General features: G+C 49.1%; 15 protein-coding genes. 12 read left to right on the top strand and 3 right to left on the bottom strand.

The genetic code is table 11. From position 1 onward, the window contains the following. Positions 1 to 47: 47 nt before the first annotated feature. The 12 genes from J3349_RS12200 (at position 48) to J3349_RS12145 (ending at position 16,345) form a co-directional block, all read left to right on the top strand. Positions 48 to 1,610, top strand: a complete 1,563-nt coding sequence (locus tag J3349_RS12200; protein ID WP_207677605.1) for a type I restriction-modification system subunit M — start codon at positions 48 to 50, stop codon at positions 1,608 to 1,610. 1 nt (position 1,611) lies between these two features. Continuing rightward, positions 1,612 to 2,646 (top strand): virulence RhuM family protein, encoded by a 1,035-nt coding sequence (locus tag J3349_RS12195; RefSeq protein WP_207677604.1) that lies wholly within the window; start codon positions 1,612 to 1,614, stop codon positions 2,644 to 2,646. Between the two features lie 21 nt (positions 2,647 to 2,667). Beyond that, complete coding sequence (locus tag J3349_RS12190) at positions 2,668 to 3,363, top strand: hypothetical protein (RefSeq protein WP_207677603.1); 696 nt, start codon at positions 2,668 to 2,670, stop codon at positions 3,361 to 3,363. Then, positions 3,360 to 4,694, top strand: coding sequence for a restriction endonuclease subunit S (locus tag J3349_RS12185; protein WP_207677602.1), 1,335 nt, complete (start codon positions 3,360 to 3,362; stop codon positions 4,692 to 4,694). Before J3349_RS12190 ends, J3349_RS12185 begins: the two co-directional genes overlap by 4 nt. A gap of 8 nt (positions 4,695 to 4,702) precedes the next feature. After that, positions 4,703 to 5,293, top strand: coding sequence for a restriction endonuclease subunit S (locus J3349_RS12180; RefSeq protein ID WP_207677601.1), 591 nt, complete (start codon positions 4,703 to 4,705; stop codon positions 5,291 to 5,293). Then, complete coding sequence (locus tag J3349_RS12175) at positions 5,294 to 6,067, top strand: hypothetical protein (protein WP_207677600.1); 774 nt, start codon at positions 5,294 to 5,296, stop codon at positions 6,065 to 6,067. It begins immediately after the preceding gene. Positions 6,068 to 6,086: 19 nt separating this feature from the next. Continuing rightward, positions 6,087 to 9,257: a type I restriction endonuclease subunit R gene (locus J3349_RS12170; protein ID WP_207677599.1), complete on the top strand. Its 3,171-nt coding sequence runs from the start codon at positions 6,087 to 6,089 to the stop codon at positions 9,255 to 9,257. Between the two features lie 100 nt (positions 9,258 to 9,357). Beyond that, positions 9,358 to 12,747: a hypothetical protein gene (locus J3349_RS12165; RefSeq protein WP_207677598.1), complete on the top strand. Its 3,390-nt coding sequence runs from the start codon at positions 9,358 to 9,360 to the stop codon at positions 12,745 to 12,747. Between the two features lie 639 nt (positions 12,748 to 13,386). Next, positions 13,387 to 13,944, top strand: a complete 558-nt coding sequence (locus J3349_RS12160; protein ID WP_207677632.1) for a TetR/AcrR family transcriptional regulator — start codon at positions 13,387 to 13,389, stop codon at positions 13,942 to 13,944. Between the two features lie 265 nt (positions 13,945 to 14,209). After that, on the top strand, positions 14,210 to 14,875 hold the full coding sequence (locus tag J3349_RS12155; RefSeq protein ID WP_207677597.1) for a hypothetical protein: 666 nt from the start codon (positions 14,210 to 14,212) through the stop codon (positions 14,873 to 14,875). A gap of 300 nt (positions 14,876 to 15,175) precedes the next feature. Next, the gene (locus J3349_RS12150; protein WP_207677596.1) at positions 15,176 to 15,826 is read left to right on the top strand and encodes a DNA-3-methyladenine glycosylase 2 family protein; all 651 of its coding nucleotides are present in this window, start codon (positions 15,176 to 15,178) and stop codon (positions 15,824 to 15,826) included. 6 nt (positions 15,827 to 15,832) lie between these two features. Further along, complete coding sequence (locus J3349_RS12145; RefSeq protein WP_207677595.1) at positions 15,833 to 16,345, top strand: methylated-DNA--[protein]-cysteine S-methyltransferase; 513 nt, start codon at positions 15,833 to 15,835, stop codon at positions 16,343 to 16,345. Between the two features lie 48 nt (positions 16,346 to 16,393). Here J3349_RS12145 and gltA read toward each other — a convergent pair whose 3' ends face one another. From gltA to J3349_RS12130, 3 genes are all read right to left on the bottom strand, one after another. Further along, positions 16,394 to 17,788, bottom strand: coding sequence for an NADPH-dependent glutamate synthase (gltA, locus tag J3349_RS12140; RefSeq protein ID WP_207677594.1), 1,395 nt, complete (start codon positions 17,786 to 17,788; stop codon positions 16,394 to 16,396). 1 nt (position 17,789) lies between these two features. Further along, positions 17,790 to 18,635 (bottom strand): sulfide/dihydroorotate dehydrogenase-like FAD/NAD-binding protein, encoded by an 846-nt coding sequence (locus J3349_RS12135; protein WP_207677593.1) that lies wholly within the window; start codon positions 18,633 to 18,635, stop codon positions 17,790 to 17,792. Between the two features lie 160 nt (positions 18,636 to 18,795). After that, positions 18,796 to 19,002 (bottom strand): hypothetical protein (locus J3349_RS12130; protein ID WP_207677592.1); only part of this gene is annotated, 207 nt, incomplete at its 5' end.

Raw genomic sequence — 19,002 nt, 5'->3', positions numbered from 1 at the left:
ATGAAAGAAAACAATGCGGAAATCCGCATTTGATGGAGGAAATAAAAATGGTAGACACCAAAAAAGAGCAGGAACGCGAAGAACTGCACCGTGCAATCTGGGCGATTGCGGATGATTTGCGCGGCGCAGTGGACGGATGGGATTTCAAAAGCTACGTTCTCGGTACGATGTTCTACCGTTATATTTCGGAGAACATTGCCAGCTATATCAATCAGGGCGAAGTTGATGCAGGCAACCCGGATTTCCGCTATGAAGATATGTCTGATGCAGAGGCAGAGCAGGCACGGGAAGGGCTGGTACAGGAAAAAGGGTTCTTCATCCTGCCCAGTGAGTTGTTCTGCAATGTGCGGGCAAAAGCAGCCAACGATGAAAACCTCAATGAAACTCTGGAAACAGTGTTCCGACATATTGAAGAATCCGCAAAGGGCAGCTCCTCCGAGGGGCAGTTTGCAGGGCTGTTTGATGATTACGATGTCAACAGCAATAAGCTGGGTGCGACTGTTGCCAAGCGCAATGAGAAGCTCGTGAAACTGCTGAACGGCGTGGCAGATATGAACCTTGGCGATGTGAAAGAGCATGACATTGATGCCTTTGGCGATGCCTATGAATACCTGATGACCATGTACGCCAGCAATGCGGGCAAGTCCGGTGGCGAGTTCTTTACGCCTGCCGATGTTTCGGAGCTGCTGACCCGGCTGGGTACGGTAGGCAAGAAGGAAATCAACAAGGTCTATGACCCTGCCTGCGGTTCCGGTTCGCTGCTGCTGAAGGCAGAAAAGGTGCTGGGACGGGATGCCGTGCGCAACGGCTTCTTTGGGCAGGAAATCAACATCACAACGTACAACCTGTGCCGCATCAATATGTTCCTGCACGACATTGAATTTGACAAATTCGACATTGCCTGTGAGGACACGCTGACCAATCCGCAGCACTGGGATGATGAACCTTTTGAGCTGATCGTATCGAATCCGCCGTACTCCATCAAGTGGGCCGGTGACGAGAATCCGCTGCTCATCAATGACCCTCGCTTTGCTCCGGCTGGTGTGCTGGCTCCGAAGAGCAAAGCGGACTTGGCGTTTATCATGCACTCGCTGGCATGGCTGGCTTCCAACGGTACGGCTGCAATCGTCTGTTTTCCCGGTATTATGTACCGTGGCGGCGCAGAGCAGAAAATCCGCAAGTATCTGGTGGACAACAACTTTATTGACTGCATCATCCAGTTGCCGAGCAACCTGTTCTTTGGTACCAGTATTGCCACCTGCATTATGGTGCTGAAAAAGGGTAAAACGGACAATAAGGTACTGTTCATTGATGCTTCTTCCGAGTGCGTCAAGGTGACGAACAACAACAAACTCACCCCAGAGAACATTAACAAAATCGTGGACACCTTTGCACAGCGGGCAGAAGAAGCACACATCTCCCATCTGGTGGAGTATTCCGAGGTGCAGGAAAATGACTATAACCTGTCGGTTTCTACTTATGTGGAGGCTAAGGACACCCGTGAGAAGATCGACATTGTAAAGCTGAACGCTGAAATTGCGCAAATCGTAGCACGAGAAAACGAACTGCGGTCCGCCATTGACCAGATCGTGGCAGAAATCGAGGGCTGAGATGGAAAACGAAAAGAAAGATTCTGCATTGACACGTTCTTCTGCGGCGGAATACCTGACCTTTGTTGCCTCTACGGGCGAGGACAAAGACAGCATTGAGATGCGCTACGAGGATGAAAACATCTGGCTGACGCAAAAGATGATGGCGACCCTTTACGATGTATCTGTCGCGGCGATAAACCAGCATCTGAAAAAGATTTTTGAGGATGGGGAATTGCAGGAAGAAGCAGTTATTAAGAAATACTTAATAACTGCCACGGACGGAAAAAAGTACAATACGAATCACTATAATTTACAGGCGATTATTGCGGTCGGCTTCAAGGTGAACAACCAGCGGGCGGTGCGGTTCCGTGTCTGGGCGAACCAGATCGTGGAGCAGTACACCATCAAGGGATGGGCAATGGACGAGGAACGCCTGAAAAACGGCGGCACTGTCCTGACCAAAAAATACTTTGAAGAGCAGTTGGAGCGTATCCGGGAGATTCGCATTTCGGAGCGCAACTTCTACCAGAAACTCACTGACATTTACGCTACTTCGCTGGATTATGACCGCAATGCACTGACCACAAAAGAGTTTTTTGCGAAGGTACAGAACAAGATGCACTATGCCGTGCATCGCCATACAGCGGCAGAACTGATCTATGAGCGTGCCGATGCTGAAAAGCCGCACATGGGGCTCCACACATGGAAGGACGCTCCCAACGGCAAAATCAAAAAGAGCGATGTTTCGGTGGCGAAAAACTACCTGACCGAAGAGGAAATGAAGTCCATGGAGCTGATCGTTTCGGCTTACCTCGATTTGGCGGAAAACCGTGCCCGCCGTCATATTCCCATGACCATGGAGGACTGGGCTAAGCGGCTGGACATCTATTTGCAGGCAGATGATTTGGAAGTGCTGAAGGATGCAGGCAAAATCTCGGCGCAGCTTGCAAAGATGCACGCCGAAACGGAGTTTGAAAAGTACCGTGTGGTGCAGGATCGCCTGTACCAGAGCGATTTTGACAGGTATTTGGAGGAAACTATTAGTACAGAGTGACCTAGGCGGAGGAGAAAAGCTGTGGCAAAAATCAGAGAAAACGAGCCGCTACCCCCACATACGAAATTGTCGTATGATGAATGTTACGCTAAGCTGATTTTGGAAAAATTCTTTCCGAACAAATATGAAAATCTACAATTAAGCGATAAGCCAGATTTGAGAGATTTGAAACATAATATTGGTATAGAAGTGACCTCTGTAATTCCAAAAGAAGAGCGAGAGGCATTAAACTTAGCGGCTATGATGCCGTATGTGAACGAACAATCCCAAGAGCGTAGACGCAAGAGATTGAAAAAAATGGGATATCGCTACACGAAGTATGGGATGGCACATCCATCTGAATCCTATATGTATGATGGCGATTTCAATGATGTAAATATAAAAGACACTCCTTGTAAAAGATTTCTTGAAGCATATGAAGAAAAAATAAGAAAACTAAATAGTGGCAATTATGCGGAATTAGAAGGATATGATTTGTATGTTTACTCGGAAGAAGTTATTGATAGTTGGATGATTCCAAAGCTCATACAGGCAGTAAACTCTATCAATGTAGGAGTAAAGAAATATAGATATATCTATTTCGTTACGCTATGTGAAATACTAGTGTTTGATACAGAACATGACGAATGCGCAGGAATTGATATAGCTGGCGGAAGAAAACTTGATGGATTGGGAGAAAAAGCAAGGAAGATAGTTGAGGCTGGTGAAAAAAGATGAGTAAACTGGATGAACTGATTCGGGAACTTTGCCCGGATGGTGTGGAAACATTTCCATTGGAAGAGTGCTGTAATATTCTTGATAAAAAACGTAAGCCTGTAACAAAAAACTCTCGCGAAAAGGGAGAATATCCCTATTATGGAGCTAATGGAGTACAGGATTACGTTTCTGATTATATTTTTAATGGAAAGTTTGTCTTAGTTGGAGAAGATGGTAGTGTAATAACAAAATCTGGCACACCTGTTGTGACATGGGCAGAAGGAAAAATTTGGGTTAATAATCACGCACATGTTATAGAAGAAAAGTCGGGGACAATGCTTCGGTACCTCTATTTTTATATTCAAACAATTGATGTTACTTCATTAATTCATGGAAATATCCCTAAACTTACGGGTAGGGATTTCCGGTCACTGAAAATTGCGCTTCCGCCGCTTGAAATTCAGCGTGAAATTGTCAGTATTTTAGACAATTTTACAAATCTTACAGCGGAACTTGCAGCGAAACTTACAGCGGAGTTTACAGCTCGCCAAAGGCAGTATGAGTTCTATCGGGATAAGCTATTGACTTTTGATGTCCTCAAGGAGGGGACGATTAACTTCTGCCAAAGAACACTTGGGGAAATGTTTGATTTCAGGAACGGCCTTAGCAAGGGCAAAGAGTTTTTTGGAAAGGGGACCCCATTTATTCGTTACACAGATGTTTACAATCATCGGACGCTTAGAAAAAAGGATATAACGGCACTGGTTGAGTGTACTGAAGATGAAAAGGAACGGTTAAAAGTATCAAGAGGGGATGTCCTTTTTACAAGAACATCCGAAACGGCGGAAGATATTGGATGGTCGTCTGTAATGCTTGATGATATGGATGATTGCGTCTTTAATGGCTTTACAATAAAGGCAACGCCGAAAACCAAAGAGCTTTTGCCCGAATACTGTGCTTATTGCTTTAGCACATCGGACTTTAGACAATATGTGACGAAACACTGTGCTTTTACAACACGAGCGTCCTTGACTGGAAACACGATTGCACAATATCGAATGACAATCCCGCCACTTGATATCCAAAGCCGTATTGTAAATGTGCTGGACAACTTTGAAAAGATTTGCTCCGACCTCAATATTGGCTTACCTGCTGAAATTGAAGCCCGGCAGAAGCAGTACGAGTATTACCGTGATAAACTCTTGACATTTGCAGAAACTGGTAACACAATTTTGAGCAGAGCAGAGCAGAGCAGAGCAGAGCAGAGCAGAGCAGAGCAGAGCAGAGCAGAGCGAGCAGAGCAGAGCAGAGCAGAGCAGAGCAGAGCAGAGCAGAGCAGAGCAGAGCACTGATTAAGCTCATGCAGTATGTGTTTGGCTATGTGAGAATCTCTTTAGGTGATATTGGCTCTATCTGTATGTGTAAGCGTATTTTGAAGAGCCAGACAAATACGGTGAGCGGTGTTCCGTTCTATAAAATTGGAACCTTTGGAAAAGAAGCAGATGCCTATATTTCGCAGGAAACATTTAACGAATATCGGTCGAAGTATAATTTTCCGAAAAAAGGCGATGTGCTGATTTCTGCGGCGGGAACGATTGGCAGAACAGTTGTTTATGATGGGAAGCCTGCATACTTCCAAGATTCTAACATCGTTTGGATTGATAACGATGAAAGTATTGTTTTGAATAGCTATCTTCGCTACTGCTATGAACTGAAACCGTGGAAAGCATCTGAGGGTGGAACAATTCCGAGATTGTACAATGACAATATTGCAAAGGCTGTGATTGCAGTACCGTCTATTGAGGAACAGAAGTGCGTTGTTTCTATCCTTGATCGCTTTGATGCAATCTGCAATGATTTGACCAGCGGCCTGCCCGCGGAGATTGAGGCAAGGCAAAAGCAGTATGAGTACTATCGGGATAGGCTGTTGAGTTTTAAGGAGTTGAATTGATTGGAATATTCTGAAATGAGAGTGGATTTTCTTGGAGCAGCTAGAGTGATTGACAACTTTATAGGTGGTGTGATGGAGCCATATTCGTATGAAGATTACTTGCGGGATTTTGTGAATTGTTCAAGCTGCTTCCTGAAAAAATCCAATGGAAAGCTATATAAGAAGCCGGAGTCAGAAGCACACGGAGAATACGACTGCGCTTCAGATGAATACAAGCTTGATTTTAAGCTTTTCGCATCTCAATCAAGGCTGCAAGCGGCTAAAATCCTCTCACCATCAATCCAAGAATTCATGCCCAGTGTGATAGGCTTTGGACTGCCAGAAAAGCACGAAGGTGTTCCGGGGTATAAACCGATTACTTACAGTATTCCGCATGCAGTGTTTCGGAGCCTAATTTGGAATAAAATGATAGAAATTCGAGAGAAGAAAGAGAAAGAAGATGTATTGGAAAAGGATGTATCTCAAATTATAAAGATATTTGAGACAAAGAAAAATATAATGCTGTTCTTTCCATATAATTTCAATTTTGATTCAAATGACAATTTTGAACAGGGAAGAAAACTTGCAATTGATGGATTGAATGCGGATTTTAAGTATCTTTTTCAATATCGAATGGACAGGTTGCCAGAGTATGATACCTATGTTTCATTCATCTACGAAAAAGAAAACTTTGTAATAACCAAATGGACAGGAGATAAACTTGAATTTGTTGAAATGATACCAGTTTATAGGAGTTCGCTATATTGTGAATTGTGGCATATAGCGGAAGGATAAATTGCAGGAGGAATTTGAAATGTCCTTTTTCAATATCGTTGCGGCTACCAATGAAGATACCGTTGTTGCCACCTATGAACCCTCCAAGGTGCGCTCTGACAGCTACCAGAGCGAGGCGGAACTGGAAAAAGAGTTTATCCGGCTGTTGTGCGAGCAGGGCTACACCTATCTGCCGCTGCATACCGAGGATGAACTGATTGCTAACCTCCGCAGCCAGTTGGAAGAGCTGAACCACTACCAGTTTTCCGATACGGAGTGGCGGCAGTTTTTCAGTGATGTAATTGCCAACCCCAACGAGCATATTCCCGAAAAGACCCGGAAGATTCAGGAAGATAATGTGCAGGTATTGCACCGGGATGATGGCAGCTCCAAAAATATCACGCTGATCGACAAAAAGAACATCCATAACAACCGTCTGCAGGTCATCAACCAGTATGAGGTAAAACAAGCAGACGGCGCACGGCATGATAACCGCTATGATGTGACGATTCTGGTCAACGGCTTTCCACTGGTTCATGTGGAGCTAAAGCGGCGCGGGGTAGCCATCCGGGAGGCGTTCAACCAGATCAACCGCTATCATCGGGATTCGTTCTGGGCGGGCTGCGGTTTGTACGAGTATACGCAGATTTTCGTAATCTCCAACGGCACAAATACCAAGTACTACTCCAACAGCACCCGCTACAATGCTATCAAGGATGCCAAACACGGCAAGACGAAAAAGGAAAAGACCAGCAATAGCTTTGAATTTACCTCCTACTGGGCCGATGCGAATAACCGTGTGCTGACGGATCTGATCGACTTTACCCGGACATTCTTTGCAAAGCACACGATCCTGAGTGTGCTGACCCGGTACTGCATCTTTACCTCAGAAAAGATGCTGATGGTGATGCGCCCATATCAGATCACGGCAACCGAGAGGATATTGAACCGCATCGAGATCGCCAACAACTACAAAAAGTATGGCACCATCGAGGGCGGCGGCTACATCTGGCACACCACTGGCTCCGGCAAGACGCTGACCTCCTTCAAAACGGCACGGCTGGCATCGCAGCTGCCCTACATCGACAAGGTGTTGTTTGTGGTAGACCGCAAGGACTTGGACTATCAGACGATGAAGGAGTATGACCGCTTCGAGAAAGGAGCGGCAAACTCCAACACCAGCACCACGATTCTGAAACGCCAGTTGGAAAACCCGGAAGCACATATCATCATTACCACCATCCAGAAGCTGGCGACCTTCATCAAGAAGAATCCGGGGCATGAGGTCTACCAGAAGCATGTTGTGATCATCTTTGACGAGTGCCACCGCAGCCAGTTCGGTGATATGCACGGTGCTATCGTTCACAACTTCAAAAAGTACTACCTGTTCGGTTTTACCGGAACACCGATTTACGCAGCAAATGCAGGTACGAGCGGAAAACCCGGTATGAGGACAACGCCTCAGTTGTTTGGCGGTGAACCAAATGAAAAAGGCGAAAAGGTTCTACCACTGCATACCTACACCATCGTGGATGCCATCAACGACAAGAATGTGCTGCCGTTCCGTGTGGATTACATCAAAACGATGGACGCAGAGCCGGACATGGACGACAAGCAGGTTTGGGACATTGACCGGGAAAAGGCGTTCATGGCACCCAAGCGTATTTCTCTGGTGACAAAGTACATCCTCGACCACTTCGACCAGAAAACCTATCGGGGAGACAAATCGTATGAGTTTAATCTGCTGACGAATGTGGCAGAGGTGGCCTCTGCCCAGCGTGGTGCGGTGGAGGAAATCAAGCAAAAACAGCGCGTCAGCGGTTTTAATTCGATTTTCTGCGTGGCTTCTGTGCCGATGGCAAAGCTGTATTATCAGGAGTTCAAAAAACAGATGGCGGCAGATCCAACCAAGCGGCTGCGCATTGCTACCATTTACAGCTATGGAGCCAATGAAGCGGAAACGGATGGCATTCTGGACGAGGAAAACCCGGAAGATACCTCCAACCTTGACCAGAGCAGCCGGGATTTTCTGGATGCCGCCATTCAGGACTACAACGAGATGTTCCATACGAACTACTCGACGGATGGTGAACGGTTCCAGAATTACTACAAAGATGTATCACTCCGCATGAAGAATAAAGAACTTGACCTGTTGATCGTGGTCAATATGTTCCTGACGGGCTTCGATGCCACGACCCTGAACACCCTTTGGGTGGACAAAAACCTGAAGATGCACGGTCTGATTCAGGCGTTCAGCCGGACGAACCGTATCTTGAACAGCATCAAGACCTTTGGCAATATCGTCTGCTTCCGCAATCTGCAAAAGCGGGTGGATGCGGCAATTTCGCTGTTTGGAGATAAAAATGCGGGCGGCATCGTTCTGCTGCGCAAATATGCGGACTACTACCACGGTTATATGGATGAGCAGGGAAAATACCATCAGGGCTATACGGACATGATCGATGACCTGACGCAGAAGTTCCCACTGACAGAGCCGCAAATCATCGGGGAGCAGAACCAGAAAGACTTTATCGTGCTGTTTGGCGCACTGCTGCGGATGCGGAACCTGCTGTCCTCCTTTGATGATTTCAAGGGCAACGAGATGATCTCGGAACGGGATTTACAGGACTATTTGGGCCGCTATCAGGATTTGCGGGATGAATGGCGAAACAAGAAGCGTGATGAAACGAAAGAGGACATCACCGATGACGTGGTGTTTGAGGTGGAGCTGATTCGGCAGGTCGAGATCAACATTGACTACATCCTGATGCTGGTCAAAAAGTACCATGACACCCATTGCGATGACAAAGAGGTGCTCATCACGATTCGCAAGGCGATTGATGCCAGCCCGGAACTGCGCAGCAAAAAGCAACTGATTGAAACCTTTATTGCAGGGGTCAACGATGTGGATGACGTGATGGCAGAGTGGAACGCCTTTGTGTCCGAACAGCGGGAGAAAGAGCTTGCAAAGATCATCCAAGAGGAAAAGCTGAAGGAGCCGGAAACGCGCAAATATCTGGCCAATGCGTTCCGTGACGGTGAGATCAAGACCGTGGGCACTGATATTGACAAGCTGATGCCGCCTGTTTCCCGCTTTGGCGGCGGTGGCCGTGCGCAGAAGAAGCAAGGCGTGATCGATAAGTTGAAGAGCTTCTTTGATAAGTTCTTTGGGATTGGCGGAAGCTCGATGGCAGAGGAAGACAACAAATAATGTTTAATATCGTGTGTTCGTGAGCAGAAAAATAACTTCTTACGCTCCAGGGAGAATATTACCCTGAAATTAAAACAAAGTTGCTTGTGGAGGGATGTCTATGAAATTGTTCACAAGTAAAATGCTCGAACGATTGATGGGCGAACAAAAGAAAAAGTCGGAAGGACTGCTGCCAGAAATTATCAAGCGGTTGATCCGAAGCAGTTGCCCGGATTATTCATATATTCGTGCACCAGAGGAAGATGATATTTGGGCGCCGGGATATGATGGAATCGTGGATAACGGAACAAAAACGCCTTATGTGGCACAGGGAACAAGCGTGTGGGAATTTGGAACCAATGCGGATTCCTTGGAAAAAATCAACAGCGATTATGGAAAACGCACGACCTGTCCGCTTGGAGTGAAAAAATCAGATACTACTTTCTATCTCGTAGTGCCTAAAGTATGGGCATACAATATATCACTTACAGAGTGGGAGGCGGAACACCGAGATGAATGGAAAGCAGTCTATGTATATGACGCATCTGTTTTGTGCGATTGGCTTAACTCGGAACCGGCGGTTTGTGCATGGCTAATACAAAACTATCTGGAAAATGAAGCGGTGGAAATAGATTCTGTTGCGCATGCATGGGAGCAGTTTGTACAAAGGACAAACCCTCCGCTTAATCAGGCAATGTTCCAAATCGGTAGGGAAGAGCAGCTGGAGGCTTTCCGCAAAAAGGTGAATGAAAAGATATGCCGTGTGGCGGCAGAATCCCGAATCGAAGCATATGGATTCTGCTTGGCTGCGCTGATACAAGATTCGGCATTGGCCGAACAGGTGACTGTTATTTGTAGTGAAACGACATATCATCAGCTGGATGACTTATGCGAAAACGCATATTTCCTGTTGAAGTTTCCGTATAACGGGCAGGTATCAGGGCGTAACCGAACAATTCTCTGCGAGGGAAAAGGCACTGCGAAAAAGGATGCAATTCGATTGCTTCCACGATGGAAAACGCAGTATCTTCAGGCGTTGCAGGAGATGGGTGTCGACAGCGCAAATGCTGACGAACTTTATAGTTATACGCATGGAAATCTTCCAGCACTCATCCGAAAAATTCCGGGAAATGAAGCTGATCTACAGCCTGAATGGATGAGTGCGGCAGATATTGATTTGTTGCAACCGCTTGTACTTCTACGACACTACAATATTTTAGACGAGAAAGAGAAACAGCTGGTTGCACGATTGGCTGAAACACCATATCCTGTAGTGGAACGAAAATATGAGGAACTATTGCGGATAGATGACAGCCCAATCAAAAAAGCTGGGGCGTGGTATCAAATCGTCAATGATGAAGAAGCGTGGCTGGCACTGAACATAGACATAGAAAGTGCCATGGGGCAGCGGATGCATCAGGAAATCCGTGCGGCACTCTCCTGCACAGATGCAGCACAAAATCATAGAAGGTATGGTGTTCTTCAACGGTTGCTTAAAAATTACATTTGTTTTGCGGAGACTGGGTCAGATCAAAATATGATTGATGCTCAGGTGAGGGAAATTCTTTCCTTTTTTCATAAAGATGATTGTAAAGAGAGCCTGATAAAGGAACTTCGAATCCTTGCTGAAGCAGCACCGGAAGCTGTACTTGAATTTTTGAAGAAAGAACAGCTGGATGGACGAAATGAAGTCCTCTGGACGCTAGATACTTTAATAGAACGGGAGAATACATGTCTTTCGGCTTGTCAAATACTGTGTCGGCTGGCATTGCAAGGAAAACAGAATGGTAAAGAGTCGAAACAGCATCTGTTAGATGCACTTTGCTTATGGAGCTCTCATACGGCGCTGACTCTTGAAGAAAAAAAGGTTCTGACAATTCAGATAATTCAGCAAAAGCCAGATTTTGGAGTGGAGTTCGGCATTGAACTACTCTGTAAAACCTCACTGATTCGAGGACATCGCCGAGGAAAGAAGGAACGACCCGCTCAATTAATCCCAGAACAAGAATTGTTTGAAGCTTACGATGAAATCACACGAGCTGTTTATCGTACAGCACTACAGAAGAAATGGCTTGAGCAAATAGAAAACCTGTTGAAAGAGTATCGTCGGCTGGGACAGGATGTTCTACTGGAGATGGCAGAGCAGTTTGATGCAGCGCAATTCTCATCAACAGAATTACAACCGATGCAGTATTGGTTAAGAACTGAGCTTTGTGATAGTAAAGAATATGGTTGGACAGAATGGATAGAAGTTCTGAAAACATGGATACGCTGCACGGAATCCAGTGATCCGGTGGGAAAATTCGGATGGATATTTCTGGAATGGCACTGCTTGCCTATGGAAGAGCTTTTAGACAATCAAGAAGAAAAGAACTGGAAGAGGGAAGAAGAGGAAAGGGAACGCATTCGAGCGGAGAAATTTGCAGCACTGAAAATAGAATTTGGAATGGACGCAGTGTTGCGGTTACTGGAAACGATGAGGAATCAGCACGCATGGGGTGTATTTCTTGCTAAAAACACTACATGTGAAGAATTTGCGAAGGTAGCTGAAGCAATTCGAAAACAAGAAAAACAACAGCTGTTGGCTGGCTTTTTCGATCAAGGGGATTTTCAAGAAGCATCTGCTGTCTTTGAAAAAATGTCAGAAAATGAAAAACTTCGGCTATTGTCTACGTTGCAGCGTGAAGAAATTGACTCATGGCTGACAACGCGGGAGAGAGAACAGACGTATTGGGCGAATCAGGATATGAGGTGGTCCTACAACGAGCGAAGATACAAGAAACTGCTGCAGTACCATCCGGGAGGAATCTTACTTTACCTGTATGGCAATAGTGGCCAGGTTGAGCACTTGTTTGATTTATTTAGGAGAGTATTTGAGGCAATTGCTGAACAGGGAGTCAATGCGGAGGAAAGGGGATACCTTTCTGGTATTGTCCGCAGAGTGGATGAGCAATATTATACTGATGAATGGGCTAAGTGTTGTCTACTACTCTATAAAAAGGAGTTGCTGCAGAAACTTCCTCTGTGTTTGCGGCGACTCTTCTTTAGGCATCCGGAGAAAATGAAAATGTTTTTGGAAGAGAATCCTTCAAGATTGTTTGATGTAGAAAACGACTATTATCTGCCCGAGGAGGCGTATCAGGACAAACGGGCATTTGACTGCTGGGCTGAATGTTTATATGAGGAGTTTCCAGAGATTTTAGGCTATATTATGGGAAAAAGCTGTAATGGAAAAGACGGTGCTTTTCCGCATGAATTTATCCGAGAGTTTTTGGAAAAACAGCAGAATGAGAAATTGACGAAAGTGGTAGTTTATGGAAAGTTTAATTCCCGTGGTGCACGAATTGTACAGGATGGTCGAAACCTTTATGAACAAGCAAAGTGTTATCAAGCACAGGCACGGGAACTGGAATTGAGGTTTCCACAGAGTGCAGAGATTCTCCGACAGCTAGCTAAATGGCTGGAATCAGAAGCTCAGCATGATCAGCTAGAAGCAGAGATTGTACCTTAAAGAAATAATAAGGATCTCCCTGCTGAAAAAGCAGTTGCATCTTAAACGTAAATACGTTATAATACTCACAGAACTTCCGCTGGCTATGTGATACTATCCTGATACTAAAAAATCAGCAAGCCACATCTAGCACAGCAATCTCATGGAAAAGCGAACATTCAAGAATAGCATTACTAAACAAATTTGTTTAGTAAGAATCCGAACTTACCGAGCTCGAGTAATAAAAATTTGCCTTCCGACTTTTTGAATCCATCAAAAATAGAACGGAATAACGTATAAAAAACAGCCCTGCTTTCGAGATTTTTCGCTTGAAGGCGGGGCTTTTTCGCATCCAAAGCAACAGAAAAAATAACACCCGAGGAAGAATCAAACCAGTATCACGGTTTCTTCTTCCCTGGGAAAGCCAGAGCTTCCAGCCGGCCCGCGACGTTGCTTGTTCGGTCTGGGTATAGGTGGTCATAGGTGCCAGGTGTGGTCGAAACCTTTTCATGCCCAAGGCGCTGGTGTACAAGAAAAGCATCCGTGAACATGGCTGAAAGGGATGACCACAAAAATATAAACCTTTTATGAAATCCTCTTGACAAAGTGGGAAGGGGCAGTATAATAAAAATGAACATTGTTCATATTGAGGGTGACTACATGAATACGATCGTGACCTCCAAGGAAGAGATCTTAAAAAACAGCCGTGAGCTTATCCGGGAAAAGGGCTGGGCGGCAGTCAGCATCCGTTCTGTCGCCTCGGCATGCGGGGTCTCGGTCGGCTCGATCTACAACTATTATGACTCCAAGGCTGAGCTTATCAGCGCCACGGTCGAGAGCGTCTGGTGCGAAATTTTCCACCGCCCGCAGGACGAGGCCGTATTTCAGGACGTGCAGACCTGTGTCAAATGGATGTACGAGCGCATGGCCTACGGCTATGAGCAGTATCCCGGATTCTTCACACTGCACTCTCTCGGCTTTATGCAGGAGGACAAGGCCGATGGCAAACGGCACATGCAGCAAATCTGGCACCATATCTTAAACGGTCTGTGTACGGTGCTGCAACAGGATACCAAAATCCGTCCGGGCGCTTTTAATGAGCAATTCACCGTTGAAAAATTTGCCGATGTGCTGTTTTCGCTTATGCTGTCTGCTTTGCTGCGGCAGGACTACGACCCCGCCGCTGTGCTGGAGATCGTGCGCAGAACCTTATATTGACCGCATTTTCTTCCCACACTGCTGTGGGAATTTTATAACGTCCAAATTGAACGATGTTCACTCAAAGGGGACGCTCATAGGAAGGTTCATCGCAGTATCCTGCTGCGGCTCGCCTGCCTTGTGTGGAGCACTGCCAGCTTCAACATCCTGCGCGTTGGATGCAGCTATGCCAGGCAAGCCTCTGATGACCGTAAAAACTAAGACGACCCTGCAAAAAAATGCAGTGTTACAATAAATTTGATGTATCAACAAGGAGCAATCAACTATGCAAGCAATCGTAGAAACTGTTTTTGATGCGGTATATCTGGTATCCGTCATCACCATCGGTATCCTGATGATCCGCGGCTGCAAGGGCAGCCACCAGTTCAAGCTGTTCGGTCTGATGGCTGTCGTTCTGGGCGCCGGCGACTCGTTCCATCTGATTCCCCGTGCGCTGGCTCTATGCACCACGGGTTTTGAAAACTTTACCGTTCCCCTGGGTCTGGGTAAGTGGATCACCTCTGTGACAATGACAGTCTTTTATGTGCTGCTGTACTATGTCTGGCGTGAGCGCTACCGGGTCAAGGGCAGCAATGGCCTGACTGCCGCCGTCTACGGTCTGGCTGCTGTGCGTGTTATCCTGTGCATGATGCCGCAGAACCAGTGGCTGAACGATGGATCCCCGCTGTCCTGGGGCATTTACCGTAATATTCCTTTTGCACTGATGGGCCTGCTGATCATCGTGCTGTTCTACCGCAGCGCCAAGGAGCACAACGACTCAGCTTTCCGTTGGATGTGGCTGACCATCGTGCTGAGCTTCGGTTTCTACATTCCCGTTGTTCTTTGGGCCAATGCCATCCCCATGATCGGGATGCTGATGATCCCTAAGACCTGCGCCTATGTGTGGACTGTTCTCATCGGCTATTCTGCCATGAAGAAGGAATGTAAGTGATTTGTACACCGTACCGATAAAAAGTAGGGCTGTCACTTATAGCAATTCAACTTTTTAATGCAACAGCAACAACGTTGAATTGCATATCGCAAATATGCTGTTTGAATGTTGCGCTAATTTCTTGACTTGCGATAAAAGACAGCTGCATCCTGAACGTCCAAGAATAGGCTTACCAACAAACTTTCAGCGCTCTGCCTTTTGGCAGGGCGCTTTTATATTGCAAAACTTCGTACGTTCTGTTATAATCAAATCAACAACTGATGAGCAAACGAAAGGTTGTATAGAAAGAAGGCGGGACAGATGTATTTCCAATACGGCGAAGCGGAAACGGCGTATCTGGGCGCAAGAGACGAGCGGATGGCGGCGGTCATCGCACAGGCGGGACACATCGAGAGGGAAGTGGATACCGACCTCTTTTCGGCGGTGGTACACCACATCGTCGGCCAGCAGATCTCCACGAAAGCGCAGGCGACCATCTGGAAGCGGATGCGGGACGAGTTCGGTGTGGTGGATGCCGCTGCCGTCCTCGGAGCCGGGGTGGAGAAGCTGCAGAGCTTCGGCATGACCTTCCGAAAGGCTGAATACATTACGGACTTTGCCCGGAAAATCGAAAACGGAGAATTTGACCTTGAGGGCATCCGGCAGAAGCCGGACGATGAGGCCATCCGGGAGCTGAGCAGCCTGAAAGGCGTCGGTGTCTGGACGGCAGAGATGATACTGCTCTTCTGTATGCAGCGGCCCGACGTGTTCAGCTACGACGACCTTGCCATCCAGCGTGGGCTGCGGATGGTGTACCACCACCGAAAAATCGACCGGAAACTGTTCGAAAAGTACCGCCGCCGGTTCAGTCCCTATTGCAGCGTGGCCAGCCTCTACCTCTGGGCGGCAGCAGGCGGCGCGGTGCCAGGCCTGAAAGATCACGCGCCCGCGAAACGAAAGAAGGCAGGGTGAACCGTCGTGACCTATACGATGCATTACGATTCGCCGCTGGGAAAGATACTGCTGGCAGCAGACGAAGAAGGGATGACCGGAGTATGGTTCGAGGCACAGAAGTATTTTGCGGCGAAGCTTCCTCCAGAGCATGAAGAGGGGACAACACCGGTGCTGGGAGACGCCTGCCGCTGGCTGGACGTCTATTTTTCAGGCCGGGAGCCGGACTTTACTCCGAAACTCCATCTTATCGGCTCCGATTTCCGACAGGCGGTGTGGGCACTGCTGCTGCAGATCCCCTACGGACAGACCACGACCTACGGCGCACTGGCAAAACAGCTGGCGGAGATAAACGGCGGAAAGCGCGTCTCCGCGCAGGCTGTGGGCGGCGCGGTGGGGCATAACCCTGTTTCCATCATCGTACCCTGCCATCGGGTGGTGGGCAGCGACGGCAGCCTGACCGGCTACGCGGGCGGCATCGAAAAGAAGATACGCTTGCTGACGCTGGAAAACGCAGAGGCGGCAAATCTTTACCGATAACAAAAAGCAGGCCATCCCGGCGGGATGACCTGCTTTTGCTATCGGTGGTTACCTGTTCTGGATGTACTCGTCGATGGCCTTGGCGGCAGCCTTGCCTGCGCCCATGGCCTTGATGACGGTGGCGGCACCGGTGACGGCGTCACCGCCGGCGTACACGCCCTCGCGGCTGGTCTTGCCCTCGTCGCCCTCGGTGACGATGCAGCCGTGCTTGTTGGTCTCGAGGCCCGGCGTGGTGGAGCGGATGAGGGGGTTGGGGCTGGTACCCAGGCTCATGATGACGGTGTCCACGTCCATCGTGAACTCGCTGCCCTTCTTCTCGATGGGGCGGCGGCGGCCGGAAGCATCCGGTTCGCCCAGCTCCATCTCGATGCAGGTGATGGCCTTGACGAAGCCGTCCTCATCGGGCAGGATCTCCACGGGGTTGCAGAGGGTTTTGAAGATAATGCCCTCTTCCTCGGCGTGCTCGACCTCTTCCTTACGGGCAGGCAGCTCAGCCATGCCGCGGCGGTAGACGATGTAGACCGTCTCAGCGCCCAGACGCAGAGCGCTGCGGGCAGCGTCCATTGCCACGTTGCCGCCGCCGACGACGGCGACCTTCTTGCCGGTGCGGATGGGGGTCTTGCTGGTGGGCAGATAAGCCTTCATCAGGTTGGAGCGGGTGAGAAACTCGTTGGCGGAGTAGACGCCCTTCAGGCTCTCGCCCGGAATGCCCATGAAGCGGGGCAGGCCGGCACCGGAACCCACGAAGACGGCCTCATAACCGTACTCGCCCATCAGCTCGTCGATGGTGAGCACCTTGCCGATGACCATGTTGCACTCGAAATCGACGCCCATCTTCTTGAGGCCGTCGATCTCCTGCTGGACGATGGCCTTGGGCAGACGGAACTCGGGGATGCCGTACATCAGCACGCCGCCTGCGACGTGCAGGGCCTCGTAGACCGTGACCTTATAGCCCAGCTTGGCGAGGTCGCCTGCGGCGGTCAGGCCGGCAGGACCTGCACCGATGATGGCGACCTTGTGGCCGTTGGACGCAGGCACGACGGGGGCAGTGTGGACATTCTCACGGTGCCAGTCGGCCACGAAGCGCTCCAAACGGCCAATGCCGACGGGCTCGTTCTTGATGCCGCGGGTACACTTGCCCTCGCACTGGCTCTCCTGCGGACAGACACGGCCACAGACGGCGGGCAGGGAAGAGGAACGATTGATGACCTGATAGGCGGCTTCGAAGTCACCCTCAGCCACATGGCCGATGAACTCGGGGATGTCGATGCCGACGGGGCAGCCGGTCTGGCAGGGCTTGTTCTTGCAGTGGACGCAGCGCTTGGCCTCGTTCACGGCCATCTCGGCGGTGTAGCCCAGAGCCACTTCCTCAAAATTCTTGTTGCGGACGTTGGGGTCCTGAGTGGGCATGGGACACTTTTTGGGGTCCATATTGAAAGCCATTTTACATTCCCTCCTGAGTCTTGAACAGATTGCAGGCCTTTTCCCGGGCCTTGGCCTCAAAGGGGCGGTACATGGTGCCGCGGGCCATTGCCTCGTCGAAATCCACGAGGTCGCCGTCGAAGTCGGGGCCATCCACGCAGGCGAACTTGGTCTCGCCGCCCACGGTCAGGCGGCAGCCGCCGCACATGCCGGTGCCGTCGATCATGATGGGGTTCATGGAGACGGTGCTCTTGAGGCCGTGCTTCTGGCAGGTCTTGACCACGAACTTCATCATGATGAGCGGGCCGATGGTGATGACCAGGTCGTACTGGTTGCCGGCAGCCACCAGCTCGTCGAGGGCAGCGGTGACGACGCCCTTGGTGCCGTAGCTGCCATCGTCGGTCATGATCCGCAGCTCGTTGCTGCAGGCCTTGAACTCGTCCTCGAGGATGAGCAGGTCCTTGCTGCGGAAGCCGACCACGCTGTGGACAACGCAGCCCTGCTCGTGGAGTTCACGGGCGATGGGCAGCGCAATGGCGCAGCCCACGCCGCCGCCGACGACGCAGACCTTCTTCAGGCCTTCCACCTCGGTAGCGCGGCCCAGCGGGCCGACGAAGTCGTGGACGCTCTGACCCACTTCGAGGCTGTTCAGCTCCATGGTGGTGCCGCCGACGATCTGGAAGATGATGTCCACAGTACCCTTCTCACGGTCATAGCCTGCGACGGTGAGGGGGATGCGCTCGCTGTCTTCAAACGGGCGCACAATGATAAACTGGCCGGGCTTTGCCTTTTTGGCAATGAGCGGGGCTTCAATGACCATCTTTGTAACGGTGGGGTTCAGCGCCACCTTTTCCGTGATCTTGTACATTGCGTTTGCTCCTTATTCCTATATTCTCCCCTGCATGAAAACACGCCTGTTCCTCGGTGCAGCAGCCCGAAGCGGCAGGCGCGAAAGTTCAGCAACGATTTGACAATCTTAATTATAACGATATTAAGAAAGGAAAGCAATTAAATTTTCTTCGCGTCAGTTACGGCAAACTTGAATGGCGGCGCAGCTTTGTACGCAGTGGGGAGACGGAAACGTCCCTTTTTTCAAAAAATGCAAATTTGTAGTTGACAAGAGGCGAAAGCTGCGGTATAATAATCGACGTCGTCGGGAACGCCCGGCGCGCCACAATGGATATGCGGCCGTAGCTCATCTGGTAGAGCGCCACCTTGCCAAGGTGGAGGTAGCG

This window comes from Faecalibacterium sp. Marseille-P9590, assembly GCF_017377665.1.
Taxonomy (GTDB): Bacteria; Bacillota; Clostridia; order Oscillospirales; family Ruminococcaceae; genus Faecalibacterium.
Note: the sequence above shows the minus strand (reverse complement) of the source record. Positions and strands in the feature narration are given on the sequence as shown.

Bases quoted from the DNA above. Each gene is read 5' to 3' on its own strand.
- J3349_RS12200 (WP_207677605.1), top strand. From the start codon at position 48: ATGGTAGACACCAAAAAAGAGCAGGAACGCGAAGAACTGCACCGTGCA.
- J3349_RS12195 (WP_207677604.1), top strand. From the start codon at position 1,612: ATGGAAAACGAAAAGAAAGATTCTGCATTGACACGTTCTTCTGCGGCG.
- J3349_RS12185 (WP_207677602.1), top strand. From the start codon at position 3,360: ATGAGTAAACTGGATGAACTGATTCGGGAACTTTGCCCGGATGGTGTG.
- J3349_RS12180 (WP_207677601.1), top strand. From the start codon at position 4,703: ATGCAGTATGTGTTTGGCTATGTGAGAATCTCTTTAGGTGATATTGGC.
- J3349_RS12170 (WP_207677599.1), top strand. From the start codon at position 6,087: ATGTCCTTTTTCAATATCGTTGCGGCTACCAATGAAGATACCGTTGTT.
- J3349_RS12165 (WP_207677598.1), top strand. From the start codon at position 9,358: ATGAAATTGTTCACAAGTAAAATGCTCGAACGATTGATGGGCGAACAA.
- J3349_RS12160 (WP_207677632.1), top strand. From the start codon at position 13,387: ATGAATACGATCGTGACCTCCAAGGAAGAGATCTTAAAAAACAGCCGT.
- J3349_RS12155 (WP_207677597.1), top strand. From the start codon at position 14,210: ATGCAAGCAATCGTAGAAACTGTTTTTGATGCGGTATATCTGGTATCC.
- J3349_RS12150 (WP_207677596.1), top strand. From the start codon at position 15,176: ATGTATTTCCAATACGGCGAAGCGGAAACGGCGTATCTGGGCGCAAGA.
- gltA (WP_207677594.1), bottom strand. From the start codon at position 17,788: ATGGCTTTCAATATGGACCCCAAAAAGTGTCCCATGCCCACTCAGGAC.
- J3349_RS12135 (WP_207677593.1), bottom strand. From the start codon at position 18,635: ATGTACAAGATCACGGAAAAGGTGGCGCTGAACCCCACCGTTACAAAG.